The following is a 25,436-nucleotide window of genomic DNA, read 5'->3' on the forward strand; positions in this document are numbered from 1 at the left end:
ATTATATATTAGTTGGTATATACATATTTGTAAAATTATAGTTTTTCACATCGTATCCATCATTTCTTTAAAATTCCCTTCATGAATCGCATACACTTGAAACTGAATGTAATCTATTTCATTTGTATTCGGACGGGCATATGGCAAAATGGTGAATTTAGAAGCTGATCTTCCTAACATATCTACAATCATTAAAGAAACGTCAATATATTCGAAGTCTACACGGAATACTACTTCTTCCCCCGTAAATTCATAATCTTTAATCGCATCATACGACTTATTCGCACTAATTAGCATCACTTTTAATAGTTGGTTTAAATTTTCTGGTTTAAAATTAATCATATATGTAGCTCCTTTTTTCAATAAAACACTGTAAAAACAGTGTAATCTTATCATTTCATAGCTTTACACATCAGTTATATAAAAAATAAAGCTAGTTTTTTATAAATTTTTTGATATAATTACTTACGGGAAACGGGAAGAATTTTGTCTTCCCTTGTGTTTTTATTTGCATCTAGTACTTTTGCTAGATGCCTTTTTTTATGCTAAAAAAGGTACCCTCATATACTTTGAGGATACCTTTTCCATCAATTTAGTGCACTTCAACGATTGTACCATCTTCGAATACTTTAAATACACCAGTAAATCCTGGTCCACCTGCACCTTCTATTTTATATGTCGTATGCACTCTTATTTGATAATATTTCTTTCCATTCTCTACTTGCGTATTCTCTAGCGTGTAATCATAGTCTTCTTTATATTCATTTTTGATATATTCTTTTGCTTTCTCAAAAGTAAATGCATTTTGATTCTTTCCTGTTTCTACTTTTTGGTTCTTTTCTGTCTCAGTTTTTTCGTTCTTTTCTGCTACTACCTTTTGATTTTTTTCTGCCTCAATTTTTTGAGTCTTTTCCGCCTCTACCTTTTGATTCGTTACTACATTTGTTTTTTGTGCCTTCGCTGCTTCATTCATTTTAGTAACTAATCCTACCGCTTTTTTATTATATTCTTCAAGATTCTTGTTATCTTTTGTTTCTGCAACTAGCTTATTTAAGATCTCTTTCGCTTCTGCATAATTTTTCTTACTTATTAACTCTTCACTTTTCGTCAGCTGCTCATTATACTTCTTTTTTTGTTCTAAGATGGCTAGTAATGCTGTGCGTTCTTCCTTGGCCTGCTTTATAAGAGTAGTATTTCCATCCTTCATATTCTCTACTTTTTCAAATGACTTAATTGATTCTTCTATCTTTGTTTCTTCTTTTAACTTCACTGCTTCAATCATTATTTTCGTTTGTTCTACAAGCCCCATTGCACCTGAATCATCTTTTTTCTCATCCAACGCTCGTTCAAATGATGATAAAGCATTTTTATATTCTCTATTCGTTAACGCGGTCTTCCCTGCATCTATTTCTTTTTCAAAATCTCCATTATTACATCCAGCTAACATGAAAAAAGTAATTCCAATTCCCGTTAATAACTTCCTCATTTTTCTCCCCCTATGTGTTCCTAAAACAAAAACAGTATATGTATAAAAATCTGTGTAGTAATTAGACTGAAAGTAAAGATGTACTTTGTGTGTGGGAAAGGAAGTACATTTCATTTACTATCATTACTTAAAACTCCTAAATAGTTGGTAGTTGGTTTTCTTCTTTTAAGACAGAAAGGAATTTTAATAATGTGCGTAAAGCTCTCACCAGGCTCTTTACTACACACACTCTTATACACATGGAAAAACTATTTTTAAGTTGCTATTTTTTTAGCTTTACATATTTTCGTAACACAAATAAAAACAAAAGAAAACAAAACGTAATATAAGTTACCGTTTGTAACTTTACTGTAACACAAATGTAACATAATATTTTTTAATATACAATAGTTCTTTTACATTATTTTCCCCACCTTCTATCTTTTAAAACGTTAATCCGGTTCAAATCCTTAATGTAATACGTATTTTCATAACAATTACGCCTAAAAAAGAGGGAATTTACATTTCTAAATGAAAAAGTAAAAAGTTATTATTTTCGGATGTTATAAATTTCTTAAGTTGAAGGATATAAAAATGAAAAAATACGCTATTCTTTCCTATAAGCCTACAGAAAGAATAGCGTATTTTTCAAAAATGAGTTCTTTTATTAAAACGCTTTGGTTCTATATCACAGTTAAAAGGGCAATCAGCGCTAATATAGCTGGAAGTCCTTGTTTCACAATAATTGATTTATTGGATGTGAAACCGCCGAAAAGAGCTGCTATAACCACACAAATTACAAAAAATAATTGAACCATATAGCCAATTGGATTGAGGCCCAGTATAAGCCCCCAAATGAGACCAAAGGCTAAAAATCCATTATATAAACCTTGGTTTGCAAACATTATGGCTACGTTTCGATCTCCTTCTAAATGCTTCGGTAATTTAAAAGCACGTTTTGCCACTTTTGAATTAATAAAAAACATTTCGAGGATCATGATAAATAAATGTTCTAATGCTACGATCCCGACTAAAATAGCTGCGATTATTTCCACACCATTCTGCCTCCTCTACTCCCTAATATGAGTTTTATACCATTTCCATTGTGCAATTCTATCTGTCGTCTTCTTTACCGACAGATAGAATTGACACATAGCACTCTTTTTCTACTCTAAAGGTTACAGCTAGATTTCCCTTGTCATACCCCACTATTGGTTTGATATCATATCCATGGACACGCGCCATCCACTTTAACCACATGAAGACAAGTCCGGCATCAATCAAAATAGTTTTGCAAGTTTCTTGGACTAGAAGCTGTTCAAAATATAAATGTATTACTTTTTCTTTTTTTGTTTTTTACCTTTTGCAGCATGTATCTTAGCTTAACAACCTTTGAATATATTTCTTCTATAGGCTTCGTTTCCATTGGTTTCAAGCTACTTAACGTGATAAAGCAATGCGAGCAATTCCCATTAAGATTGACTCATATCAAATTAATTGACATATCAATAATTGATACGTCAATTAATATACATCCATCTTTTTAGTTTTGCAAGCTTTTTTGCTCGATTGGTTTTATTTTGTTCCATCAGCTTTAAATTCATTCAAAACATCCATTCGCATCTCTAGAAACTATAGTTTTCAATTCACAAAAACTATCATACTGACAGATCACACAAATGTTAATCATAACCTTTTATCCCGCTTTAATGAGCAGTAAGACCCTCACCTAACTTCTTTGCTTTTGCTGAATTTTGAGGCGGGGATCTTACTGCCCGTTAATGCGTGATAAAAAAATAGCCCGTCTTCCGCAAAAGACGAGCCATTCTATTTAATCCTCACTTAATTCCTTCTTATACCAATCCTGCATTCTATCCGCATCTTCTACTCTCGTATGCTCTAATTTATAATTCGATGATGCGTTAGAGAACTTATACGTACATAGATTTGCACGGCGCTGGAAATAGGATTGTGTCTTTTCCATTGATTGGACGTGCCTTCTTCTAACAAGCCCTGTATATTTGCCGACGCTGCGATATACAAGTGTAATTTGTTCTCCGTTTACACTGTAACCATTTGTTTTAAACGTTGCGTATCCAAGTGTAAAGATGAGAATCGCTAGCGGAATTAATGCCCACATGATGAAGTGCTTTTCAAAGTATATACTTATTCCAATAAGCGGGATTGCTAGCATAGCGAAAAAGATGAAACTATCAATGAGATAGCGGCGTAATGCTGCTTTTGGTAATGAAATAATGTTTGTATTCAGTTCGTATGGTAATTGTAAATGTGCGAGTAACTGTTGTACGCGATCTTTTCGAATGATTGGGTGCAGTGTAACTTTTTCTTTCTCGTCACCCAGTCCTTTACTTTGAATCACCTCTACTTGTACAACGCAATAACCGAATGGCTGACGTAACATACTTTCTTTTATCGTAATACCTTGAATACGGTGCAATTTTAGGACGAGTTCTTTTTTCTCAAGTAATCCTTGCGAAATGCGGACTTCGTCATTCCTTCGATTCACCGTGAAATCTCCATGTTTTAGCGCATAACCGATTGTCGATATAATCCACGAAAGGACAATCAAAATGGCTACCATGAAAATCAAGCCATATATATCATGTTCCATTACATACGACTTGACGCCATTCTCTATCCATTTCGGAATGTACTCATCTACTTGGTGGTACACGAAAAAGATTAATGAGAATAACAGTCCAAACTGACCAGATGTAACAGAGGCTAGTAAAATTTCTTTCCAAGTTAATTTATATTCTGTCGCTTGTTTTTCCTCTGTTACGATTTCTTTTTCTACTGCATTTTCCGTTGCTTCGTCTAATGTTTCTTCTACTTTCACTTCTGGAGTTGGCTCATTTAGCATTGCAATAAGCTCTGTTGCTTCTTCTACTGTAATACCAGCTAAGCTAACTTCTGCATCATCGCCACCGCCAGCTGTTTCGATTTGAATTTTCTTTAAGCCCAGCATTTGATATAACACGTTAGAACTTGTATTAATTGTTTGCACACGTTCTTTATTTAAGTAGCTCTCCTTCTTCACAAAGAGCCCTTGTTTCACATGTAATACGTTATTTTCAACCCAGTATGTTGTGTAATACCATTTTTCAAACGCTGAAAAGACGGTGAGTAAACCGAATGCAGCGGGAATTAAATACCAAAACGGGAACTTTCCGTTTAAACTAAACATGAAAATAATGAGTGGTATAAAGTCTGTTATTTTTAATTCTAATAACATCGTGATCGGATGCTGCCTCTTATACATCCTCATCACTCACTTTCGCTAATTCTGCGATTTTTGTTTTCAACATTTCTGCTTCATACATCGTTAAGCCTGGGATGCTGTGAGAAGTTGCCGCTGTTGAAATGTGCAATTCTGCTAAACCATATTTTCTCATAATCGGTCCTTGTTCAATCGTCACGTGCTGCACGCGAATCATCGGTACTAATACGCGCTTTACGACGAAAAGACCGTGCTGAATTTCAAGTTCTTCTTCATTTAGTTGATAACTGTAATAACGTTGACGTAGTTTCGGGAATAAAAAGTACGAAAATGGTGCGAACGCAACTGTTAGCCCAATCATCACATATAAAATCCACGCCCACCAATCAAACTTTATCATGAGGAATAGGTAAGCTAACATGACGAGAATACCAATCCCTTCTTCGATTACAGCACGAACTTTCCACACCTTGACCATGTCAGGGTGGATTTCATTTTTCAATGGATCCATGTAACCACTCCAAATCTAGTAATCTAATATACGAATACTCTTAATCTATATTTTACATAACTTTACATAAAATTGAAATTTAATCTTCTTTCTTCTCAGGAATAAAATATCCGAACCAAAGTAGCCAAATGAAGCCAATTAACTTCATCCAACTTCCATCCGTTTGAAAAGCTTCAATCATACCAGGTATTTTATAAATCCCAATGAATCCAAGAAAACCGAGCCACCAGTTTTTTTGCATTTTCACTTCTATTCCTCCTTCATAACGTTTTTCACATTTCGAATCCAAATTTCTTTATACTTTAACTGGAATCCCATGAGCATGTAATTACTCATATTATCGATTACGAGCGCTAACGTATGAGCATTTTCTTCCGTTGCCTGCTGTGACACAACGTCAAGTTCTACACCTTTCTTCAATAAATCGTGGAAACCATTTAAGAAATCTTCTTGTATTTCAAATAAGCGTTTCTGATACTTTTCATTTCGCGATGCAGTTACGATGAATTCATTTATAACGCGTAATATTCCTTCTTGTCCTTCATACTCAGAAAGCATATGTAAACCATCTGAAATTAACTTTTCTGCAAAGTTTTCTTTCGTATATTGTTCTTTATCGAAATAACTCACGAAATGATACCCAGAAAAAATTTCTTCAAATAAAAAATCAACTAACGCTTCTTTAGAAGAAAAATGATAATAAATAGCCGGTTTTGAAATACCTACCTCTTTCGCAATCATGGAAAGGCTCATCTTCTCGATGCCGTGCTCTGCCATGAGTTTAAATGATGCCTCGACAATGTTTTGCGATGTTTGTAAATTCTTTGTCATACTGTACCTCACTTATTTTTACTTACCGGTCGGTAAGTAAATTGTAAAATAAAAAATCATCGTTTGCAAGTTTGATTCAAAACTGTATATTACTTTTTCAATCTACATTACGGATTTAGAATCATATTCCTTAATAATGACTACAATAATCTTGAATCCAGTTAAACTACAAAAAGCACCTTTGTGAGTGCTTCTTGTAATTTAATATTTAGGCCCCATGTAATCATAACTTTGATCTAACGCTTTTAATAAATCAATCGCACCCTTTAACTCTCTTTTATCAGACTCTAATTCTTCCATCCTTCTTTCGATATCTTTTTTAAAAGATTCTAAATCGCTAATGGCCTTCTTCCCCACTCCAAGTTGCGACCAGCTTGAAAGAAGTAAATTATGTACATTACTTACAACTCTTTTATTATGATTTAAGTCTTGAATCATATGGTCAAATTGTTGTAAAGCTTGGTTCAATGCTTCTTCATTTAAGTAAATTCTCGGCATCCTAATCTTCTCCCTTAATATTGTTGATCCGTCTTCTTATAATCATCGGCTTTCTTCTCAATAAAATCTGAAATTTCCGTCGCTGTTCGTATGTACCAAAAACTTAAATGCTCTACGTGTGCACGTATATTATTTACTTTAGCTTCTACCCTTCTACTTTCAGCCGTTTCTAATAATGTCATCATATTAGAAATTAACCTCGGTACTCTATCTTGAAATTCTTGCGCGTTTCTCTTCATATCTCTTACGGCTTGTTCTAAATTCTCTACCACTACACGAATTTCTCCCCCGCCTAATAACGCGCCTGGTGAATCATAAACTCTTTCATTCGTGTCTACATTTAACAAGTATTTATTGGATAAAGACCCATTCTCTCCAAACCGGAAGTTTTGATCTGTTTGATAATGATAACCAGGGCCACTTATCGAATTTAAAAATCGAGTAACCTCCATCCCAAGCTTTTGCTGTAATGATAGCTTTGACATCTCTTCTTTTGAAATTGGTGGTGTTACCGCATAAGTAGAGCCTATATGACTTTCATATGCACCAAATGGTCCATAGCCAATTGAATCATTTCCGTGAACAACACTTACAATTCTATTATTAAACTCACCATTATTTGCTCTTTCTTGTAAATCAGGTGGTAACAAATGTTTTGCACTCGGCGCATTCCATGACATACATCTTACATTGTCATTAGATGCCGCTGCATATTCCGCTAAAGCCCCCCCTAACGAATGACCCGTAGTATATATCTCTACATCATCCCTGTCCTTGTATGTATCCGTTACTTGTTTCATGACCCTTTCAGCTTGTTCGAATTGATTATGTGTTTCCCAGCGCTGATTCTCTTCATTCCAATATTTCTTTGAACCTTCATTCTCAGTCCCTGCTACAGGAGGTGCTGCTGGTTCATGAACACCTTCTCGTAATACAAAATGATTGGTATCCGTTTTTAAATCCTTCATACCTTCCCCTGGCTTCATCGGAATGCCTAAAGAGTTTTTCTCTATAATTTTATCCCCTTCTGTTCCTCGGAAAGATACCATAACTTGCTTTTTCCCATCCACATCTCGTTCAAAGACTACTGCGTCCATTCCGGTTCGTTTGTCGTGGAATGTTTCTCCTACTTTCCATGTTTGGACAATATTATCATGAGTATCTTTAACATCAAATTCTTTTTTTAATTGCTTATCATTACGATAAGCCCCTTTTGCTAATTGATAATAACTTAAGTCTAATACTTGATCATTTTCACTCAAAACATTTCCCCTCCCAAGAATTTTAAGATATCCTAAATATATGATAACATTCAAGGAGGCTTATTGATTGAAAAAATATTATTTAGGATTAATGATGGTCTTTATATTAATGTTTATAGGAGGGTGTAGTATGGATAAAAAAAATGAGGAAAAACAAATCGTTAATAGAGCAGAAGAAACAACCATTCAATATTTTAAAGAAAAACATAATTTAGATGTAGTAATTACAGGTCATAGCTTTCCTCCAAATGATTTTCAAACTGTATTTATAGATGGTTATGTTAAGGATGATAAAAGTAAAGAATTCTCAGTAGATGTAGAATTTGGTGATGGGGAATATAGGGTCGGTTCTATATCTCGTTCTGAAAACTTTAAATTAAATTATTAATAGTAAATCTAAAAAAATTTAATAATATTTAAGGTTAATATAATATATAGGGCTTGATTATCAAGTCTATCAAAGACACTTTATGGTGTCTTTTTTACGTAAAATATTTTAGCATATGAGATTTTTCTTAACAAAATGATTGGTATCCGTTTTTAAATCCTTCATGCCTTCCCCTGGCTTCATCGGAATGCCTAAAGAGTTTTTCTCTATAATTTTGGCATCTTCTGTACCTCGGAAAGCTACCATAACTTGCTTTTTCCCATCGACATCTCGTTCAAAGACTACTGCATCCATTCCGGTTTGTTTGTCGTGGAATGTTTCTCCCTTTTCCCATGTTTGTAAACTTCGACCATCTTTATTGGTAATAACAACTTCTTCATCAATATCTTTATCAGATTTATACGCAGTGTCTGCTAATTGATAGAAAGTAGAATCTAAAACTTCATTTTTATTACTCAAAACATTTCCCTCCTACAACATTTGATATATTCTTATAATTAAGATAACATTTATGAAGGATAAATATGGATATTACAATCAAAAAAATTAGTTTTTTTCTATTCTTTACATTTATTTTAAGTATTTTAGGGGGATGTACGATAGATAAAAAAAATGAGGAACAACAAATAGTTGAAAAGGCACAAGAAAGGACAATCCAATACTTCAAAGAAAAACAAGACTTAGATGTAGTAATCACTGATTATAGATTTGGTCCAAGTGATTTACAAGGTATCTTTATCTCCGGCTATATAAAAAATGATGAAAGCAAAACATTTAATATTACAATAGAATACGGTGGAGATGAATATACAATAGGTTCTATCTCTACAAGTGAAAATTTTCATTTAAAATAATAAAGAAAAGGCACTCTTTTAAAGAGCCTTTTCTTTATACCCCACCACACAATGTTCTGTGAATATAAAATTTAGTAAAGAGAAATATAACGCAACATTTATGGAGGGATTATTCATGAAAAAATACGGTATAAGATTATTCTTTATTTTTACATTTATCCTTTTAGTAAGATGTACTATAGATCAAAAGAATGAGGAACAACAAATCGTTAATAAAGCAACAGAAACTACAATTCAATATTTTAAAGAAAAAGAAAATCTAGATGTAGTGATTACTAAACATAAATTTGCCCCAAAGGACTTTCAAAGTGTTTGGATTTCAGGACATGTGAAAGATGATAAAAATAAAACATTCTCGGCAGCTGTTGAATACGCTAATGATTATCACATCGGTTCCATTTCCACATCTGAAGGTTTTGATTTAAAAAACTAAATCTAACAGTTTCACTTCAACATAACTATTTTAGTTTACTTCTTTCATTCAGGAGTGCCCCTTATAAGAAATAAAAAGCATCCTAAATCAAAATTTAGGATGCTTTCTTTTTAATCCCTATTCAACAATCGCATACGATAACAATTCATCGTTACTTCCCCAAGTCTTTGCAGTAATTGATAGTTCGCATACGCGCCGACCGGGGCACCGATTATTGGTACGAGCTGAAGCATTTTCGCTAAATCGATATAGTCGCGGTACTCTGTTTGGAACTTTTCCCAGTCCATATGATTTTCTTCTTCTGTATCCCACGTTTCGATTGTTTTCCATATTTCTTTTCGGTGGTCGTCACTTGAAAAGGCGAGCTGGAAAACGTGAAGGATAAAAAGGCGCTCTTCTTTATCGCTCGTATCAAATCCGTACAACGTTGCTGCATCGAATAAAAATTTAATTTTAATGCCGAGTAAAAGCGGAAAGTCAGCAAGGCCAAGGAGAATACCGCCAGCTCCCGTCCCTGCTCCTTCTGCCGCTGCTATTTTTTTGTACTCATCCATTTTTTTACGTACTTCGTCGTCTCTTCTTTGCAATGACCAGTTCGTCTCTTTTAATTTCGGCTTTATGAAGTTTGATCCGGCACTAATCGTTTGCACCATCATCCGAATCGTTTCTGTTAATACTTTTTGCACTTTCGCCGGAATAAGCTGCTGTACTTTCGTCTGCACTTTCTTTGAGAACCGTGTCATCATAGAAGAATCTTTCATAAATGTAGCTTTCCACTGCTCCAATTCTTTTATAACCTTCTCTTCGTATGTAATCATAGGTTCATTCCCTTCAATTTAAACGCTCAATACGTTTCGCCCCGTATTGATAAACGAAACCGATACTAAATATTATGCTTACGACTAATAAAATTCCCGTCATCATGAAATCTTTCGTCGCAAGGGCAAATATAACTGTAAATACAACGCTGCCAGTAAGAAGAATTGCATTTAATAAAGTAAGAAAATCTTTCTTCTTCTCTTCTCCCCCGACCGGATACAAATCAAGCCAAATCTTCATGCGGTGATGCTTCCATAAAGTTAATAGCTGATAACCAATCAAGTATAGGAAAATCAGGCTTACGATAAATCGACCATATAAAAACGGAATGAAGTAAAGAATAACTCCGCCAAGTGCAAGCAGACGCACATATAAACCGAAATAGTTACCAGATCGTAAAAACGTTCTCGTATATAAGTATAAATATGTACGCTTTTCACCAATCATCGAAAGAATGAAATCGAGCCATTTTCTCCGTGCTACTCTTTCTTTTAATGCTGGTACATCAACGAACATATTCGCGATGCGATACAGCAGCATCATCTTCTTACCCTCTTCAGAAATTAAATACTCCCAGTTTAGCGGCTTTCCCTTCACCATTTGATGCAATACTACAAGGTATAACACCATGAGAAGGACGATTCCGCCAATAAACATAACGGAAGTACGCTCTACAAGGAAATAAACAAATAAGCCGTTTAAAATAAAACGAATGAACCAATCCGCTCTTTGTATATTTTGATCTGTTAAAAATGACTTTTCCCATGCTACGAATAAGTTCCACGCTTTTACAATGACAAACGCGAGTACAATCCATATGTAGGCCGCTCCTGTTTGCTTCATTTGCTGGAAGTATAACGGGGCAAGCGCTGCCGCTACGATTGCGATTATGTATAACTGAATCATAAACGTAAAGAGAAATGCCTTTGTGAAGTAAGGCTTTAACTTTTGTTCAACTGGTAGTAAGTAAACGAGATCCGCTTCTTTTAATAACGTTTGGATTGACCCAGCCGTTAATATGAGTCCAAGCAACACTGCCATAACGAGCGCCGCCGGAAACGAAGGTGTTAACGTTTGTAACCATTGCTGATAATAATACGCTCCTGCGCCGATGATGAATACGAAAATAAATTTCAAATGATCATTAAATACGTATTTACTATATGTACGAACTTCTTTTAGAAAGTGACGAAATCTTTCTTTCCATAATGCTGTGCTATTCATAATCTTCTTCCTTCGTTAATGCAATATAAATATCATCTAACGTTGCACCTGGCATATTAAACTGTGATTGCAATTCAGATAATGTCCCCTTCGCTCTCACTTCACCTTGATGCAGAATAATGAATGAATCACAATAACGCTCTGCTGTCGCTAAAATATGTGTACTCATTAAAATGCCCGCGCCGCTCTTTTTCATTTGATCCATCATTTGAAGGAGTGATTGAATTGCTAACGGATCAAGCCCAACGAAAGGTTCGTCCACAATGTAAAGAGATGGCTCCACTAAAAACGCACTCATAATCATTACTTTTTGTTTCATCCCTTTTGAGAAATGAGACGGAAACCATTTCAAACGATTTTTCATGCGAAATTCTTGTAATAGTTGTCCTACACGTTCTTCATATTGTTTTTCATCGACACCGTACGCCATCGCTGTTAACTTCAAATGTTCTTCTAGCGTTAGCTCATCATATAATACTGGTGTTTCTGGGATGAACGAAAAACTAGAACGGTACGCTGTCATATCGTCACGAATTGTTTTCCCATTAATTGTGACAGTTCCTTTTTTCGGTTCCATTAAACCGATAATATGTTTAATCGTCGTACTTTTACCCGCTCCATTTAAACCGATTAAGCCGACAAGTTCACCTTTATTAACAGAGAACGAAACATCTTTCAGTACAGGTCGTTTCGTATATCCTCCAGTAACATTTTCTACACGCAATAACTCGCTCATACGACACCACTTTCTTCATTAGTATTCATTCTATATTCATCTTACCAAAAATAGCGCTATACTACATAGTATCGATGCCCTCAAAAAAAATTTAAATTTGTTAGCATATATTTTTACGAAAGCGGACATCATAATTAAGGAAGAAGGAACACATTGAAAAAGCAACCACCAATTGATGAGTACAACAACATAGTGAAGTCATCATGAAATGGGGTGTCCATGTTGGACAAAGAAATTTACACATAACCAGATCATTTGTTTCATTTTAGAAACGGGGTGTCTCCGAAAGAGCATATACTGTTTTAAAAAATAAACAATTTCCCTTTATAAAGATTGCAATTCATTTCACATGAAAATGGGGTGTCTACGGCAGAAACTTTAGCCGATTTACCGTGCATTTCTTAAATAAATGAGGTGTCTGCGAAACGTAAATTACGATAATGCTTTTTCAATCCCTCTTCAGAAAACAGGAAGCTGAGTCAGCTTCCTGTTTTTCGTGTTTGTTCTCTTATGTAATTATGGTAAAATACGGCTAAGGCTACTTGAAAGGATGAGATCAATGAATCATACAGCGGACAATTGTATTTTTTGTAAAATTATTGACGGGCAAATCCCTTGCTCAAAAGTATACGAAGATGAACATGTGCTTGCATTTTTAGATATTAGTCAAGTAACAAAAGGACATACCCTTGTTATTCCAAAAGTTCACAAACAAGACATTTTTGCTTTAACGCCAGAAATCGCATCACACATTTTTTCTGTCGTTCCGAAAATCGCAAATGCGATTAAAGCAGAGTTTAATCCAGTTGGCTTTAACCTACTTAACAATAACGGTGAAAAAGCTGGACAAACTGTGTTCCACTTCCACCTTCATTTAATTCCACGCTACGGTGAAAACGATGGTTTCGGTGCTGTTTGGAAATCACATCAAAATGAATACACAATGGAAAATTTACAAAACATCGCAAGTACAATTGCAAATAGTGTGAAATAGTGACACTATAATAAGAAGTAATACATAACAAGCCACTTTCCTAAAGTGATTACATATTGCACGGCTTGTTTCTTCACTCAAGATGCCAGGGAATGGGTACTATTCTTTCCCTTGTCTTAAAGATATGCATATTTTTTCACATCATGAATACGAACAAAAAATAAGGAGGTCTCCTTTTATGTCAAAAGCTAAATCCTTTATTACAGGTGTCATTTGCGGCGGAGCAGTTGCTGGACTAGCCGTTCTTTTCTCTACTCCTTCTTCTGGTAAAGCTATGCGCGGCAAGTTAAAAGAAAAAGGAAATGATATTAAAAAGACTTTAGCTGATATTACAGCTGATACAAAATTATTAAAACGCCAAATCGTTGAAACTGCTTCAGAAGGTAAAGAAGTGTTTCAAGAATTAAAAGACGATATGCACGATACGATTTCGAACTGGAAGCAAGACATTTCTCAAAACAAACGACATATTGAACAAGAGATTTTGGATATTCAAAAATCAATTGAGAAACTACAAGAAGCTGTTCCAGAAAAAGCGTAAACAAATTCCTGCTTAGTTTTTTGCATATAACAAATATTTTTTATATAAATTGACCTTAACACGGCATATCACACAGATATGCCGTGTTTTTATGCATTTACAATATATGTTATCACTTAACATGTATGGACAACGCATGTCTTCGCGACTCATAAAACGCTTCCATAGTTATGCATGATTTGTATAGAATGTCATTTTTCCAAAAAATTTTCACAATTCTCACAAAAAGACTTTATTAATTTTTATTTTACTGGCATAATAGATAGTAATGAAAAAGAATGTTAAAGTGGGTGAGTAAATGAAAAGTGGAGAAAAAGATTACTCGGTAAAAGAAGCGATGATTTTCAGCCAACGCATTGCTCAATTATCGAAAGCGTTATGGAAATGTGTAGAGAAAGATTGGCAACAGTGGATTAAGCCTTACGATTTAAACATTAATGAGCATCATATTCTGTCAATCGCTTATCATTTAAAAGGGGCTTCTATTTCTGAGATTGCTAAGTTTGGAGTTATGCACGTATCAACGGCGTTTAACTTCTCGAAAAAGCTGGAAGAACGCGGCTATCTTGTATTCTCGAAAAAAGAAGATGACAAACGAAATACGTACATTGAGATTACAGACAAAGGGGAAGAATTACTACTTCGCTTAATGGAGGAGTATGATCCTGAAAATAATTCTGTATTTAATGGGGCTCTTGCACTTCGTAATTTCTACGGTAAGTTCCCAGAAAACATCGAACTTATCGCTATCTTGCGCAACATTTACGGACAAGACTTCATCGATATTTTTGAGAAATCATTAGAGAATATTGAGGAGAACTTTACGGAATCCGATCAGAAGTTAGTTAAGAAGTAATCTATTTATTTTTTCGCAATCATGCTTAAGAATTCATTCATAAGCGGCTTAAATAAACCTTGTTTTGCTAGCGCTTCCGCAGTTTCGTGTACTTCGAGCTGATGTGGAAGCGCTTTTTCGAATTGATCTAACAGCGCATCGAACAGAAGAAGCCCTTCTGCCTTCTCCACTACATATTGCTCGTTCAGTTTTTCACAAAGATGTAGTATACGTTCAATATCTTTTTTGCGAGCTTTTTTCTTTATGATTAAAGAATAAAATGGACACTTTTCTTCATCAATCATTTTAAATAGTAGGTCTACGTAGTATTCAGCTTGTTCTAATCTTCTAACAACGTCCATTTTCTCCCTCTCTTTCTAACACAAAGTCTTCTATTTCTGAATTTTATAACACGAACAAAATATCGTATGATACAATATATAAAGTATATGTATTTTAGCCAAAAGGAGGTCTCGCCTCATGACACTTATAACAGTTGTTTTTGTCGCATTCGCACTTCTTGTTATATTTTACACGAATTTCATGACACATACACTGTGTGAACGAAAACAAATAGCTGCGAGCCGCCAACCCGGTGTCTTTCGGGTTATTAATGTATGTATAACAATTTTATTAATTTCTAGTTATATAGAAATTATATTTCATGGAAAGTGAGGAAGGAAGCCCCTTCCTCACTTTTTTCCTCTATAAGCAAATTATACCTACTATAACCAATAAAATAAACAGTACAAGTAATAAAATAAGTTGAGAATTCATCCCCATCCCCTCCTCTTTTCTGTATATGCGGCATATGCCCAATATGTAACACCTGCAAAATCTGACACGCACTGGTTAATTTTTCTTTATCAATATGAAATCGAGTCGAAATATGATATATTAAATTTTGTACATATTGCTTATACTATGAAATAAATGACACGCATCTTAACTTTATCCTAAAGCCTCGGTAAGCCCTGTTAAGCGTGCTTTACCAATATACAAAGCAAAAGTATCAGTGAGACTTAATCGGGCTCTTATGAACTAAAATTCATTGGGTAGGATAAATTAAAAATACATAATAGTAGGAGTGTTTATCGAATGAAGAAAGCTATGCTTGCCTTAGCCGCAACAAGTGTAATCGCATTATCAGCATGTGGAACAGGATCATCATCAGACAAAATCGTTACATCTAAAGCTGGTGACATTACAAAAGAAGAATTCTACAATCAAATGAAAACACAAGCTGGTAAACAAGTACTAAACAACATGGTTATGGAAAAAGTACTTATTAAAAACTACAAAGTTGAAGACAAAGAAGTAGACAAAAAGTTCGATGAAATGAAAAAACAATACGGTGATCAATTCGATACACTATTAAAACAACAAGGTATTAAAGAAGAAACTTTAAAAACTGGTGTGCGTGCTTCATTAGCTCAAGAAAAAGCTATTGAGAAAACAATCACTGATAAAGAATTAAAAGATAACTACAAGCCTGAAATTAAAGCAAGCCACATTCTTGTAAAAGATGAAGCAACTGCGAAAAAAGTTAAAGAAGAACTTGGACAAGGTAAATCTTTCGAAGAGTTAGCGAAACAATACTCTGAAGATACTTCAAAAGAAAAAGGTGGAGACTTAGGATTCTTCGGACCTGGTAAAATGGTTAAAGAATTTGAAGATGCTGCTTATAAACTGAAAAAAGATGAAGTAAGCGAACCTGTAAAAACACAATTCGGTTACCACATCATTAAAGTTACAGACATTAAAGAACCAGAAAAATCATTCGAGCAATCAAAAGCTGACATCAAAAAAGAACTAGTTGAGAAGAAAGCACAAGATGGCGAATTCATGAACGATCTTATGATGAAAGAAATCAAAAAAGCTGACGTAAAAGTTGACGATAAAGATTTAAAAGATCTTTTCGAAGAGAAAAAAGCTGACGCTAAGAAAGACGAAAAGAAATAATGAAAAGCTCGGGATTAGCCCGAGCTTTTTTTGTTTACCCTCTTCTCGCGATACATTGCGTCTCGGTTCGGATTCGGTAAGTGAAATTATATGGTTGGTTTTCGTGACTCTACATTATATCAGCGATTTTTCGATTATATCGACCGCAACTCTAATTATATCGGCGATTTTTCAATTATATCAGCGCAACTCCAATTATATCGGCGATTCTCGAAATATATCGACTTACCGACAAAAACTTATAATGATTGCGTCCCTCTCTTCAAGAAATACAAAAAAACCTTGATTCCATCACGCACGGAACCAAGGTTTATCTTATTATCATTGATTAAATGAAAAAACTATGTTAAATTAGTACAGAAACACGTTTTGTAAAATACACAGAACGTATTTATCCGTATCTTAATTTTACACCAAAACACATCTTCAGTCAACCTCTATTTTTCACTTTTAAAGGAGTGCTACCGTATGAACAAAAAACTTGATTTAGAGCAAAAACGATTGGATACCGTAATTGAAACAATTACGGAGCAAATTGATAAACTGGAAAACGAAACTGGCAGACGCCGGGCAGAAGTAATCAATATTCGTAAACACTTTTGGGATGACGTGAAAGTGAATACTGATACTTTCGATGATTATCTTGAAACAGTTATCAACTTAAGACAACAAGCTCAGTCACTAGCTGTCACACAAATTACCCATAAGCACACCTTTAATCGACTTGCCGCATTAAGACGTATGCATAAAGCACCTTATTTCGGACGAATTGATTTCAAAGAAGAAGGAGAATCTGCTGCGGATCAAATTTATATCGGCGTCGCTACACTTACTGATGCAAGTGGCGAAAACTTTCTTATATATGACTGGCGCGCACCTATTTCGAGTGTGTACTACGATTATACACCAGGACCTGCTGAATACAGTACACCAGGCGGCGTAATCCACGGTAATGTGGAGAAAAAATTACAATATATTATTCAAAATGGCGAGATTGATTCTATGTTCGATACGAGCCTTACAATTGGTGATGAAATCTTGCAACAAGCGCTTGGAAAAGGCACGAACAAACATATGCAAAGCATCGTTGCTACAATTCAGCGCGAGCAAAATGAAATTATCCGTCACGATGAAGGCCGACTCCTTATCGTGCAAGGAGCTGCTGGTAGTGGTAAAACGTCAGCTGCCCTGCAACGAATCGCCTACTTACTATATAAATATCGCGAATGGTTAAAAGCGGATCAAATTATTCTCTTCTCCCCTAACTCTATGTTCAATAGCTATGTCTCTAACGTACTACCTGAACTCGGCGAAGAAAATATGCAACAAGTGACTTTCCAAGAATATTTAAACCATAGACTAAGTAAGTCATTTGACGTTGAAGATCCTTATGAACAATTAGAATATATGTTAACTGAAACGAATAATCCTACCTATAAAACGAGAAATGCGAGCATTCGATTTAAAGCATCTACTCAATTTTTCGAGATGATTAGAACGTACAGACAATCTCTTGAATCTTCAGGTATGCTATTTAGAGGAATGAAATTTAGAGGAAAATTAATTGTTTCTGCTAAAGAAATTACAGAGCAGTTTTACAATACGGATTCCTCTCTTCGCTTCCATAATCGAATTGAAAAGTTAACAGATTGGCTAAATAAACAAATAGATGCAATTGAAAAAGCAGAACTGAAAAAGCCTTGGGTAGAAGAAGAAATTGAATTACTGAGTAAAGATGAATACCAAAAGGCTTATAAATATTTACAGAAAAAAGGCGAGTTTGACGACAACTCCTTTCATGATTTTGAGAAAGAAACGAAAGTACTCGGACGTATGATTGTCCGTAAAAAATTGAAGCCTCTTCGTAAAGGCGTTCAAACATTGCGTTTCATCAATTTCACAGGCATATATAAGCAACTTTTCACAGATGCATCATGGGTTACTGGAGAAAAACCGAAAGAATGGGATGACATTTGCTCATTAACAGTAAACATGCTTGATGAAGGAAAGTTATATTACGAGGATGCGACGCCATTTTTACTTTTAAAAGAGTTAATTGAAGGCTTCCAAACGAATCGATCGATTAAACACGTACTCGTAGACGAAGCGCAAGATTACTCACCGTTTCAGTTCGAGTTTTTAAAACGTCTCTTCCCTGCTGCAAGAATGACTGTACTCGGAGACTTTAACCAAGCGATCTTTGCCCATGCGAGTGAAGCAGTGAATTTCAATACACTTACTAGCTTATACGGACCAGATGAAACGAACGGCATCAACTTAACTCGTAGCTATCGCTCAACAAAACCGATTATTGAATTTACACGTGCTCTCGTACCGGAAGGAGAAAACATTCACGCCTTTGAACGTGACGGCGAGAAACCTACAGTGACGAAAGTATCCAGTGACAGCGAACTGCATGAACATATTACTGCCAAAGTTGCTGAACTACAAAAAGAGCAGCACAATACGATCGCAATTATATGTAAATCTGCAGCTGAAAGCGCTGCTGCCTACGAGGCACTTCGTCATATCGAGAATATTAAACTCGTGAAAAGTAACTCAGCCGAGTATGAGCAAGGCATTGTCGTAATCCCTGCTTACTTAGCGAAAGGTATCGAATTTGATGCTGTTATTATTTACGATGCTTCTAAAGATGTGTACAACAATGAGAGCGTTCGTAGATTATTCTACACTGCTTGTACGCGCGCAATGCATGAACTGCAACTTTATAGCGTTGGCGAGGTTAGTCCTTTTATACTTGGGGCTGATTCGGAGAGTTTTGAGCTTATAACGAAAACACCTTGATGATTCAAGGTGTTTCTTTTTTATGCAGGATTTACAACAACTAACTGAATCGATATCTCGTTCTGAATTATGTATTTCTATTAAAGCGAGCGCACTTATTTAAACACGAAAAGAGGGTTATTTCTCATAACCCTCTTCTACTATCTATTTACGTTTGTACTTGATCATAAATAATGAATTCTTTTATATGCAACTTATATAAGTATCAAAGTGTTTTTCTCTTGCTAAACGACATATCTTTACGTCGATATACACTTAGTACGATTCCCATTAAAAGCGCATGAAATAAAGTTGGTGTTAATCCATAACTAATAAAAGGTAGTGATATAGCAGTAATCGGTAATAAACCTAAAATCATACCAACGTTATAAATGAATTGAACTACGAAAAGAGTCATTCCTCCAACGAGAAGCAATTTACCATACCGGTCATTTATTGTATAAGATATGAACATTAACCGTGCTACAAAAAGAGAAAGAATTAAGACAAGAATCAGTGCTAGCACATATCCATAATAATAAGTCAAACTTGCAAATACAAAATCAGTATCCGGATTAGGGATGCTCTTTACATCTCCATATGTACCAAACCAACCTGCTGACGACATTACCTCTTTTAAACGTATATACATAAAGCCTGCGCCCTGTGCATCACGCTCTGGATTCAAATACCCTAAAAATCTATCCAAATGATATCCTTTTACTGAGGGCCAGGAAAAAGACGCCCTTATAATCAATAAACAGATTGGTACAATTGTAATAATTAATGCCGTTTTCTTTCCTAACTTACTCCACCAAAGCATAACGAATACCATCGTGATATAAATAAAGATCACTGAAAAAGCTGCGCCAATTAAGAATAAATACAAAGAAAATAAATACAGAGCCACAAGATGCATTACTTTTATCCTACTATTATTGAAAAAAGAAGCCCAAGCTAGAAAAAAGAACGGCACTGCCATTAAACGGTCAATTGCAATAGGACCAACTTTTATTATCGGTTCTCCAAGCATCCCAGCATTCGGAAAGCAGTATAACATTAACAAGATAAGTACACCAATTGTATAAAACAACCATCCTAATCTCTCTAACTTCCGATAATCAATCAGCATCATCCCTAACGCTGTTGCAATACCAAGAGCAACAGCTATCACCTTATCCATTAGTAAATCATTCATATATCCAAAAGCTATAACTGGCAAAAACCCTAGCCCCATCGCAGCTACTAATAAAATAAGTAAGAACCAATCCACCTTTGGCTTATGTAGTTTGTTAAGTTCCTGCCCTAATTTAATCGGACTTCCCATTTGTTCAACAGCCTTATCTTCAGCAACTTCCTCACTTAACCCTTTTTCTATCCACATATTCTTCGCCTGTTTCAAGTGAAAATTTAGTTCAGTTGCTACTAATTCCTTCGCTTCTTTTGATTTAATATGGTTCGTAACTTCCTTTAAAAAACGCTCCCCTTTTTTATTCAATTTTTTCTCACTCCTGTACTAAACCTTTTAATATAAATCGCGCCTTCGTAGCATTCTTCTCTGCCTTTCGCAGCATCTTGTTTCCTTTATCATTTAATTGATAATATTTAGCTCCCTCATGATCCCAGCTAGATTGGATAAAGCGATTCTGTTCTAGACGATGTAATACAGTGTATAGAGACCCTTCATCACCTTCGAATTTTTGAATCCCTCTCCCCCGCAACAGCTGAGTCAATTCATAACCTGTTTTTTCATTCATAAGAAGTTGCAACACTGCTAAAAGGATATCTTCTTCCTTTTCGGACGATTGATTGATTTTTTCACGCACCCGCTTCCGATGCTGATCAGAAAAACTCAAATGTTTAAACGTTGTATTCTCCATTGATTTTCGCAGGCCTTTTAATCGATCTTCCATTTGATTATTCCTCCAATCCTTTCTTCAAAAGCTCCTTCGCTTTTTTCAGTCTCGTTTTTATCGTATTTTCCTTTACTTCTATTACTGTAGCAATCTCTTTAATTGATAATTCTTCATAATAAAATAGATAAATGACTTCTCGATATTTTATCGGTAAATTCATTACTGCAGACGCGAGCTCACGGTCCTCCGCATTTTGAATGACAGTTTGTTCGACACTATCATTTTGAACCCCAATATAAGCAGCTTCATCCTCTGTCACGATCACCTTTTTGTTATACCAACTTTTTATATAATCCTTACATTGATTAATCGCAATTCTCCATAACCACGTTTTCACATTCGACTTCCCTTTGTATGTATGAAGAGATTTATAGCATTTCATAAATATATCTTGCGTTACATCCTCAGCAATTTCTTTATTGTTTACATATGAATACACAAGCTGCAAGACTTCTTGTCCATACTTGTTCATAATTTCATCGATAAGAAGTTCCTTATCCTCTATCTCAAACGCTTCTACCATTAATTCATCCACATCATTTCCTCCTTCCCATATATTAGACGACGCACTGTATGGAAAAGTTTTATAAATGTATAAAAAAATACAGCTCGCAATGTCCGTACCGTTTTGCTAAACCTTTATTTCATAAAATCTATGGCAGCACCTTTAAAATCTGCATAGGAGACAGCTACTTATTTATAAGTACTACTCGGTCTCCCTCTAAAATTCAAGCTCATTTTCACTTCCACATATTATTTTTAATCACACTTATACTATATACATAACGTAAAGCTACATTAAACTCACTTTCTCATGGTATAATTTCATTTATCTAGACATTAAAATATAACAATAAGAAACATATACTATATGGAGGGCAAAAATAATAATGCCAAAGAAAAAAATCATAACTTTAGTAACCACCCTAACATTAGCTTGCGGATGCACAGTAGCTCTAGATCCGCCCAACCAAGCTAATACTACTTCTCTAAAAACTGAGACTTTCACAGGATATGTTATTGCAATTGATACCGTATACATACTCGTTGCAGATACCCCTACAAAAAAAGAAGCCCTTTCCTACTCAGAGGCGGAAGCAATAAAATTTATTCCAAATAAACTCTTAAAACTTCCCATAGAGAAAAATAAGAATTATCAATTAGGGGATAAACTCTTTATATCTTTCGGAGTAACGACTAAATCTACACCATCAATCGCAACTGATGCGACCATTGAAAAAATACGTGATTAATTAGCCAGTAACCTCTGGAACTCTTAATTCCATCCGCTGCCCTTTCTTGTGAAAGTAACGTTTTTTTGTAAAACACTTCCTCAGCAACTTACATATAATAAACCGAATAATTGTTACAATACATTCACCTAAAGAGCGCCTCTCTCCCAAGGCGCTCTTTAAGTTTGTGATAATGGTTTTTTGTTAGTTTTCTATCGTCAAGATTCCCCTCACCGCTAAACGAAAAAGAGAACCCATATAGTCGAGTCCTCCTTCTTTCTAACACTCACTTAAAGAATCTAATATTTCATGGCCATACAAAGATGGCTCGATAATATCAAAACCAATCCATTCTTCATACTTCTTATCTGCAAAATAAAATACAACATTTTGAAATAACACTTTTTGCAAATGAATGTCCTGAGAAAGTCTAAATGAGTATATGTATGCATTATCATTTGAAGCTTTCTTTTTATATATTTTACTTCTATTTGTTAATCCTTTTAATTTACGAGCATTTTCTCCAAAAAACTCAATCCCCACTATACGATCAAATTGATCTATATCTAAATTTAGGTTTGGATTTTCTTCTAATTCTTCAGTCGATTCAATCTCAATTTCTGAAGTGAATGGAATTACATACAGATATGCCATCTGGATTTCAGGGTCATATGTAATTAATTTTTTCATGCTGCACCTCATATCCGTATTCATTTGTCTTGTTCCTTATTTTAAAACATAATACAATTGAAATGTAACTTAATAAGTTATAACTAGTAGGTGTGGTAATCATCTCTTCCATTTTGAAAAAAGGGGGGAGGTGATAAAATGATCGCAATGTTTGTTATTAAATTAGTGTACGGTATCCTAACCGGAGCTGGCGTTGTCATCGGTAGAAGATACGTCGGTCCGTAGCTAATTTCTGTATACAAAAAAGCGAGAACCACCCTGCTTCGTGGAAAAGGTAAGGGCGGTTCTCGGCTAAAACGTTAATGTAATTGTCTTATAACCGCACCTACTACCACCACAATAGCAAGTTAGGTTACAAAGGCAGAAGTTTCTCAGGCTTCTGTCTTCTTTATTTTATGCAAAATTCATACTATATACTCTATCATTATTGTAACACATTCTAATTATTTTTAGTCAAGAGAAAAAACACCTAAAGGGCTCTCCTTCAGGTGTTTCTCTATTTATGCTAACGCAGCCGCCTGCTCTTGTTGATCTACAGGAATGACAGCATCTGTTAATGCTTTTTCTAGTTCTGCTGTGTATTTCATTTGCTCTTCTTTGCTCCAGCCTAGTTTCGCAGCCATGTAGTTAATTACTGCTTCTTTCCACTCGTATACCCAGTGGATGTTGAAGAATACAGCGCCTCTGCGGCGTACGAAGAAGTCAACTGGTTTCGCTGTCATTTCGTAATCCATTGCGTATACAAGTGGGATTAGAACGTCTAGCGGCATGTTGTATTCTTTCGCTTCGTCTTTATGTTTTTTCGCTAAGTCGAATAATACGTCTACGTTAGAACCGTAGAATTTAGCGAATTCTTCTGCTTGTGCTTTCGTTAAACCAGATTTCGTACCTTCTTCTGCTTTTTTCGCAACGAATGCTGGGAATCCGTGTGAACCACTTACATGTCCACCAGAGATTGGCATATGTTTCGTGTCGCTCTTCGGATATGCATTATGACCTTCTTTTTGTAATAAGTTCGTTACGTAGTCTACTACCATTTCGGCCATTTTACGGTATCCTGTTAATTTACCACCTGCGATTGTAATTAAACCAGATTCAGAAGTCCAAATTTCATCTTTACGAGAAATTTCAGATGCACTCTTACCTTCTTCGTAAATTAATGGACGAACACCAGCCCAGCTTGATTCGATGTCTTTTTCCGTAATTTTTACGCTTGGGAACATGTAGTTAATCGCATTAATGATGTATGTGCGATCTTCTGTTGTCATTTGTGGTACCGCTGCGTCTTTATCGTAGAACGTATCTGTTGTACCTACATAAGTTTTTCCGCCACGAGGAATCGCGAATACCATACGTTTATCTGGTGTATCGAAGTAAATCGCTTGGCCTAATGGGAAACGTTTTTGGTCAATTACTAAGTGAACACCTTTTGATAACTGAAGTACTTTTCCTTTTTTCGAGTTATCTTTTTCACGAAGTGTATCTACCCAAGGACCAGCTGCGTTTACAATTTTCTTACCGTAAACTTCATATACTTCACCGTCTAGTAAATCGATTACACGTACACCACATACTTTTCCATCTTTATATAAGAAACCGTCTACTTTTGCGTAGTTAACAGCTTTTGCACCGTGTTCAATTGCTTCTTTCATTACTTCAATTGTAAGACGCGCATCGTCTGTACGATATTCTACGTAGTAACCGCCGCCTTTTAATCCTTCTTGTTTTACAAGAGGCTCTTTCTTCAGCGTTTCTTCACAGTTAAACATTTTTCTGCGCTCGCTTCGCTTTACGCCTGCCAAGAAGTCGTATACACGAAGACCAATTGATGTACTGAATGATCCGAACGTACCGCCTGTATGGAACGGAAGTAACATCCACTCTGGTGTTGTTACATGGGGACCGTTCTCATATACGATCGCACGCTCTTTCCCCACCTCTGCTACCATTTTCACTTCAAGTTGTTTTAAATAACGTAGACCACCGTGTACAAGTTTCGTTGAACGACTTGATGTACCTGCTGCAAAGTCCTGCATTTCAAACACAATTGTTGATAACCCGCGTGTTGCTCCATCTAATGCAATACCAGAACCAGTAATACCTCCACCAATTACGATCACATCTAATTCTTGTTTATTTACTCCGTTTAATACGTCTTTACGTTGTTTACTTGAAAATTTCATGGTAATTCCTCCCTTTGATAACGAAAAAAGAGACCAC

Annotated in this window: 29 protein-coding genes and 1 pseudogene; 10 read left to right on the forward strand and 20 right to left on the reverse strand. The window is 35.3% G+C overall.

The window, feature by feature from the left end; genetic code table 11:
* Positions 1–45: 45 nt before the first annotated feature.
* The 9 genes from AC3WTI_RS12650 to AC3WTI_RS12690 form a co-directional block, all read right to left on the reverse strand.
* Positions 46–342: a protoporphyrinogen oxidase gene (locus AC3WTI_RS12650; RefSeq protein WP_087957650.1), complete on the reverse strand. Its 297-nt coding sequence runs from the start codon at positions 340–342 to the stop codon at positions 46–48.
* A 250-nt stretch (positions 343–592) separates the two neighbouring features.
* Positions 593–1,486, reverse strand: coding sequence for a hypothetical protein (locus AC3WTI_RS12655; RefSeq protein ID WP_097840707.1), 894 nt, complete (start codon positions 1,484–1,486; stop codon positions 593–595).
* 662 nt (positions 1,487–2,148) lie between these two features.
* Entirely contained in the window at positions 2,149–2,520 is a 372-nt protein-coding gene (locus AC3WTI_RS12660) for a DUF1304 domain-containing protein (protein WP_097840708.1), read from the reverse strand.
* A gap of 776 nt (positions 2,521–3,296) precedes the next feature.
* Complete coding sequence (locus AC3WTI_RS12665; protein WP_097840709.1) at positions 3,297–4,748, reverse strand: PH domain-containing protein; 1,452 nt, start codon at positions 4,746–4,748, stop codon at positions 3,297–3,299.
* Positions 4,741–5,217, reverse strand: a complete 477-nt coding sequence (locus AC3WTI_RS12670) for a PH domain-containing protein (protein WP_087957646.1) — start codon at positions 5,215–5,217, stop codon at positions 4,741–4,743. The genes AC3WTI_RS12665 and AC3WTI_RS12670 overlap by 8 nt, the downstream gene beginning before the upstream one ends.
* A 79-nt stretch (positions 5,218–5,296) precedes the next feature.
* Positions 5,297–5,464: a hypothetical protein gene (locus tag AC3WTI_RS12675; protein WP_179192033.1), complete on the reverse strand. Its 168-nt coding sequence runs from the start codon at positions 5,462–5,464 to the stop codon at positions 5,297–5,299.
* A 2-nt stretch (positions 5,465–5,466) separates the two neighbouring features.
* The gene (locus tag AC3WTI_RS12680; RefSeq protein WP_000164852.1) at positions 5,467–6,048 is read right to left on the reverse strand and encodes a TetR/AcrR family transcriptional regulator; all 582 of its coding nucleotides are present in this window, start codon (positions 6,046–6,048) and stop codon (positions 5,467–5,469) included.
* 201 nt (positions 6,049–6,249) lie between these two features.
* Positions 6,250–6,546 carry a hypothetical protein gene (locus AC3WTI_RS12685; RefSeq protein WP_001137435.1) on the reverse strand — a complete coding sequence of 99 codons (297 nt, stop codon included), beginning with the start codon at positions 6,544–6,546 and terminating at the stop codon, positions 6,250–6,252.
* Positions 6,547–6,560: 14 nt separating this feature from the next.
* The gene (locus AC3WTI_RS12690; protein WP_097840711.1) at positions 6,561–7,808 is read right to left on the reverse strand and encodes a lipase family protein; all 1,248 of its coding nucleotides are present in this window, start codon (positions 7,806–7,808) and stop codon (positions 6,561–6,563) included.
* 91 nt (positions 7,809–7,899) lie between these two features.
* Between AC3WTI_RS12690 and AC3WTI_RS12695 the strand changes: the two genes are divergently transcribed.
* On the forward strand, positions 7,900–8,196 hold the full coding sequence (locus AC3WTI_RS12695; protein ID WP_370452636.1) for a hypothetical protein: 297 nt from the start codon (positions 7,900–7,902) through the stop codon (positions 8,194–8,196).
* A 129-nt stretch (positions 8,197–8,325) separates the two neighbouring features.
* Here the strand turns inward: AC3WTI_RS12695 and AC3WTI_RS12700 are convergent.
* Positions 8,326–8,655 (reverse strand): annotated as a pseudogene (locus AC3WTI_RS12700) (lipase family protein); the annotation flags it as partial.
* 65 nt (positions 8,656–8,720) lie between these two features.
* Between AC3WTI_RS12700 and AC3WTI_RS12705 the strand changes: the two are divergent.
* Together AC3WTI_RS12705 and AC3WTI_RS12710 are read left to right on the forward strand one after the other, a co-directional pair.
* The gene (locus AC3WTI_RS12705) at positions 8,721–9,050 is read left to right on the forward strand and encodes a hypothetical protein (RefSeq protein ID WP_097840713.1); all 330 of its coding nucleotides are present in this window, start codon (positions 8,721–8,723) and stop codon (positions 9,048–9,050) included.
* A 115-nt stretch (positions 9,051–9,165) separates the two neighbouring features.
* Positions 9,166–9,483, forward strand: coding sequence for a DUF1433 domain-containing protein (locus AC3WTI_RS12710; RefSeq protein WP_097840714.1), 318 nt, complete (start codon positions 9,166–9,168; stop codon positions 9,481–9,483).
* A gap of 110 nt (positions 9,484–9,593) precedes the next feature.
* Here AC3WTI_RS12710 and ecsC read toward each other — a convergent pair whose 3' ends face one another.
* Genes ecsC through ecsA form a run of 3 tightly spaced genes read right to left on the reverse strand, consistent with a single transcriptional unit; the run spans position 9,594 to position 12,262 of the window.
* A complete protein-coding gene (gene ecsC, locus AC3WTI_RS12715) occupies positions 9,594–10,301 on the reverse strand; it encodes an ecs operon protein EcsC (protein WP_087957638.1) in 708 nt (235 codons plus the stop codon).
* Positions 10,302–10,314: 13 nt separating this feature from the next.
* Positions 10,315–11,526 (reverse strand): ABC transporter permease EcsB, encoded by a 1,212-nt coding sequence (gene ecsB / locus AC3WTI_RS12720; protein ID WP_087957637.1) that lies wholly within the window; start codon positions 11,524–11,526, stop codon positions 10,315–10,317.
* Complete coding sequence (gene ecsA, locus AC3WTI_RS12725) at positions 11,519–12,262, reverse strand: ABC transporter ATP-binding protein EcsA (RefSeq protein ID WP_001292603.1); 744 nt, start codon at positions 12,260–12,262, stop codon at positions 11,519–11,521. Before ecsA ends, ecsB begins: the two co-directional genes overlap by 8 nt.
* Positions 12,263–12,821: 559 nt before the next feature.
* Between ecsA and AC3WTI_RS12730 the strand changes: the two genes are divergently transcribed.
* The 3 genes from AC3WTI_RS12730 (at position 12,822) to AC3WTI_RS12740 (ending at position 14,653) form a co-directional block, all read left to right on the forward strand.
* The gene (locus tag AC3WTI_RS12730) at positions 12,822–13,256 is read left to right on the forward strand and encodes an HIT family protein (RefSeq protein ID WP_001016840.1); all 435 of its coding nucleotides are present in this window, start codon (positions 12,822–12,824) and stop codon (positions 13,254–13,256) included.
* Positions 13,257–13,434: 178 nt separating this feature from the next.
* The gene (locus AC3WTI_RS12735) at positions 13,435–13,797 is read left to right on the forward strand and encodes a YtxH domain-containing protein (RefSeq protein ID WP_087957636.1); all 363 of its coding nucleotides are present in this window, start codon (positions 13,435–13,437) and stop codon (positions 13,795–13,797) included.
* Positions 13,798–14,095: 298 nt separating this feature from the next.
* Entirely contained in the window at positions 14,096–14,653 is a 558-nt protein-coding gene (locus AC3WTI_RS12740; protein ID WP_000834920.1) for an HTH-type transcriptional regulator Hpr, read from the forward strand.
* A gap of 5 nt (positions 14,654–14,658) precedes the next feature.
* Here the strand turns inward: AC3WTI_RS12740 and AC3WTI_RS12745 are convergent, their stop codons facing one another.
* On the reverse strand, positions 14,659–14,994 hold the full coding sequence (locus AC3WTI_RS12745; protein WP_087957635.1) for a DUF1878 family protein: 336 nt from the start codon (positions 14,992–14,994) through the stop codon (positions 14,659–14,661).
* A 118-nt stretch (positions 14,995–15,112) separates the two neighbouring features.
* On the opposite strand from AC3WTI_RS12745, the gene AC3WTI_RS12750 reads away from it, so the two are divergent.
* The gene (locus AC3WTI_RS12750; protein ID WP_000172690.1) at positions 15,113–15,307 is read left to right on the forward strand and encodes a hypothetical protein; all 195 of its coding nucleotides are present in this window, start codon (positions 15,113–15,115) and stop codon (positions 15,305–15,307) included.
* 30 nt (positions 15,308–15,337) lie between these two features.
* Here AC3WTI_RS12750 and AC3WTI_RS12755 read toward each other — a convergent pair whose 3' ends face one another.
* Complete coding sequence (locus AC3WTI_RS12755) at positions 15,338–15,451, reverse strand: hypothetical protein (protein ID WP_001988648.1); 114 nt, start codon at positions 15,449–15,451, stop codon at positions 15,338–15,340.
* Between the two features lie 279 nt (positions 15,452–15,730).
* Between AC3WTI_RS12755 and prsA the strand changes: the two genes are divergently transcribed.
* Both prsA and helD read left to right on the forward strand, forming a co-directional pair.
* Positions 15,731–16,594: a peptidylprolyl isomerase PrsA gene (prsA, locus tag AC3WTI_RS12760; RefSeq protein ID WP_087957633.1), complete on the forward strand. Its 864-nt coding sequence runs from the start codon at positions 15,731–15,733 to the stop codon at positions 16,592–16,594.
* Between the two features lie 468 nt (positions 16,595–17,062).
* Positions 17,063–19,399 (forward strand): RNA polymerase recycling motor HelD, encoded by a 2,337-nt coding sequence (gene helD / locus AC3WTI_RS12765; protein ID WP_087957632.1) that lies wholly within the window; start codon positions 17,063–17,065, stop codon positions 19,397–19,399.
* Positions 19,400–19,604: 205 nt separating this feature from the next.
* On the opposite strand, the gene AC3WTI_RS12770 is transcribed toward helD, so the two are convergent.
* Genes AC3WTI_RS12770 through AC3WTI_RS12780 form a run of 3 tightly spaced genes read right to left on the reverse strand, consistent with a single transcriptional unit; the run spans position 19,605 to position 21,829 of the window.
* Positions 19,605–20,876, reverse strand: coding sequence for an FtsW/RodA/SpoVE family cell cycle protein (locus tag AC3WTI_RS12770; RefSeq protein WP_087957631.1), 1,272 nt, complete (start codon positions 20,874–20,876; stop codon positions 19,605–19,607).
* Between the two features lie 7 nt (positions 20,877–20,883).
* A complete protein-coding gene (locus AC3WTI_RS12775; RefSeq protein ID WP_087957630.1) occupies positions 20,884–21,291 on the reverse strand; it encodes a PadR family transcriptional regulator in 408 nt (135 codons plus the stop codon).
* Between the two features lie 4 nt (positions 21,292–21,295).
* Positions 21,296–21,829, reverse strand: coding sequence for a sigma-70 family RNA polymerase sigma factor (locus AC3WTI_RS12780; protein ID WP_087957629.1), 534 nt, complete (start codon positions 21,827–21,829; stop codon positions 21,296–21,298).
* Between the two features lie 355 nt (positions 21,830–22,184).
* Here AC3WTI_RS12780 and AC3WTI_RS12785 point away from each other — a divergent pair, with 355 nt between their 5' ends.
* Complete coding sequence (locus AC3WTI_RS12785) at positions 22,185–22,547, forward strand: DUF3221 domain-containing protein (RefSeq protein ID WP_097840717.1); 363 nt, start codon at positions 22,185–22,187, stop codon at positions 22,545–22,547.
* 258 nt (positions 22,548–22,805) lie between these two features.
* Here the strand turns inward: AC3WTI_RS12785 and AC3WTI_RS12790 are convergent, their stop codons facing one another.
* Both AC3WTI_RS12790 and glpD read right to left on the reverse strand, forming a co-directional pair.
* Positions 22,806–23,216, reverse strand: a complete 411-nt coding sequence (locus tag AC3WTI_RS12790; protein WP_087957627.1) for a DUF2283 domain-containing protein — start codon at positions 23,214–23,216, stop codon at positions 22,806–22,808.
* A 500-nt stretch (positions 23,217–23,716) separates the two neighbouring features.
* Positions 23,717–25,399: an aerobic glycerol-3-phosphate dehydrogenase gene (gene glpD / locus AC3WTI_RS12795; RefSeq protein WP_253621519.1), complete on the reverse strand. Its 1,683-nt coding sequence runs from the start codon at positions 25,397–25,399 to the stop codon at positions 23,717–23,719.
* Positions 25,400–25,436: the final 37 nt, after the last annotated feature.

The sequence above is a fragment of the Bacillus sp. EB106-02-03-XG38 genome, from assembly GCF_058792175.1.

Bases quoted from the DNA above. Each gene is read 5' to 3' on its own strand.
- AC3WTI_RS12650 (WP_087957650.1), bottom strand. From the start codon at position 342: ATGATTAATTTTAAACCAGAAAATTTAAACCAACTATTAAAAGTGATG.
- AC3WTI_RS12655 (WP_097840707.1), bottom strand. From the start codon at position 1,486: ATGAGGAAGTTATTAACGGGAATTGGAATTACTTTTTTCATGTTAGCT.
- AC3WTI_RS12665 (WP_097840709.1), bottom strand. From the start codon at position 4,748: ATGTATAAGAGGCAGCATCCGATCACGATGTTATTAGAATTAAAAATA.
- AC3WTI_RS12670 (WP_087957646.1), bottom strand. From the start codon at position 5,217: ATGGATCCATTGAAAAATGAAATCCACCCTGACATGGTCAAGGTGTGG.
- AC3WTI_RS12680 (WP_000164852.1), bottom strand. From the start codon at position 6,048: ATGACAAAGAATTTACAAACATCGCAAAACATTGTCGAGGCATCATTT.
- AC3WTI_RS12685 (WP_001137435.1), bottom strand. From the start codon at position 6,546: ATGCCGAGAATTTACTTAAATGAAGAAGCATTGAACCAAGCTTTACAA.
- AC3WTI_RS12695 (WP_370452636.1), top strand. From the start codon at position 7,900: ATGATGGTCTTTATATTAATGTTTATAGGAGGGTGTAGTATGGATAAA.
- AC3WTI_RS12705 (WP_097840713.1), top strand. From the start codon at position 8,721: ATGGATATTACAATCAAAAAAATTAGTTTTTTTCTATTCTTTACATTT.
- AC3WTI_RS12710 (WP_097840714.1), top strand. From the start codon at position 9,166: ATGAAAAAATACGGTATAAGATTATTCTTTATTTTTACATTTATCCTT.
- ecsC (WP_087957638.1), bottom strand. From the start codon at position 10,301: ATGATTACATACGAAGAGAAGGTTATAAAAGAATTGGAGCAGTGGAAA.
- ecsB (WP_087957637.1), bottom strand. From the start codon at position 11,526: ATGAATAGCACAGCATTATGGAAAGAAAGATTTCGTCACTTTCTAAAA.
- ecsA (WP_001292603.1), bottom strand. From the start codon at position 12,262: ATGAGCGAGTTATTGCGTGTAGAAAATGTTACTGGAGGATATACGAAA.
- AC3WTI_RS12730 (WP_001016840.1), top strand. From the start codon at position 12,822: ATGAATCATACAGCGGACAATTGTATTTTTTGTAAAATTATTGACGGG.
- AC3WTI_RS12735 (WP_087957636.1), top strand. From the start codon at position 13,435: ATGTCAAAAGCTAAATCCTTTATTACAGGTGTCATTTGCGGCGGAGCA.
- AC3WTI_RS12740 (WP_000834920.1), top strand. From the start codon at position 14,096: ATGAAAAGTGGAGAAAAAGATTACTCGGTAAAAGAAGCGATGATTTTC.
- AC3WTI_RS12745 (WP_087957635.1), bottom strand. From the start codon at position 14,994: ATGGACGTTGTTAGAAGATTAGAACAAGCTGAATACTACGTAGACCTA.
- AC3WTI_RS12750 (WP_000172690.1), top strand. From the start codon at position 15,113: ATGACACTTATAACAGTTGTTTTTGTCGCATTCGCACTTCTTGTTATA.
- prsA (WP_087957633.1), top strand. From the start codon at position 15,731: ATGAAGAAAGCTATGCTTGCCTTAGCCGCAACAAGTGTAATCGCATTA.
- helD (WP_087957632.1), top strand. From the start codon at position 17,063: ATGAACAAAAAACTTGATTTAGAGCAAAAACGATTGGATACCGTAATT.
- AC3WTI_RS12775 (WP_087957630.1), bottom strand. From the start codon at position 21,291: ATGGAAGATCGATTAAAAGGCCTGCGAAAATCAATGGAGAATACAACG.
- AC3WTI_RS12785 (WP_097840717.1), top strand. From the start codon at position 22,185: ATGCCAAAGAAAAAAATCATAACTTTAGTAACCACCCTAACATTAGCT.
- AC3WTI_RS12790 (WP_087957627.1), bottom strand. From the start codon at position 23,216: ATGAAAAAATTAATTACATATGACCCTGAAATCCAGATGGCATATCTG.
- glpD (WP_253621519.1), bottom strand. From the start codon at position 25,399: ATGAAATTTTCAAGTAAACAACGTAAAGACGTATTAAACGGAGTAAAT.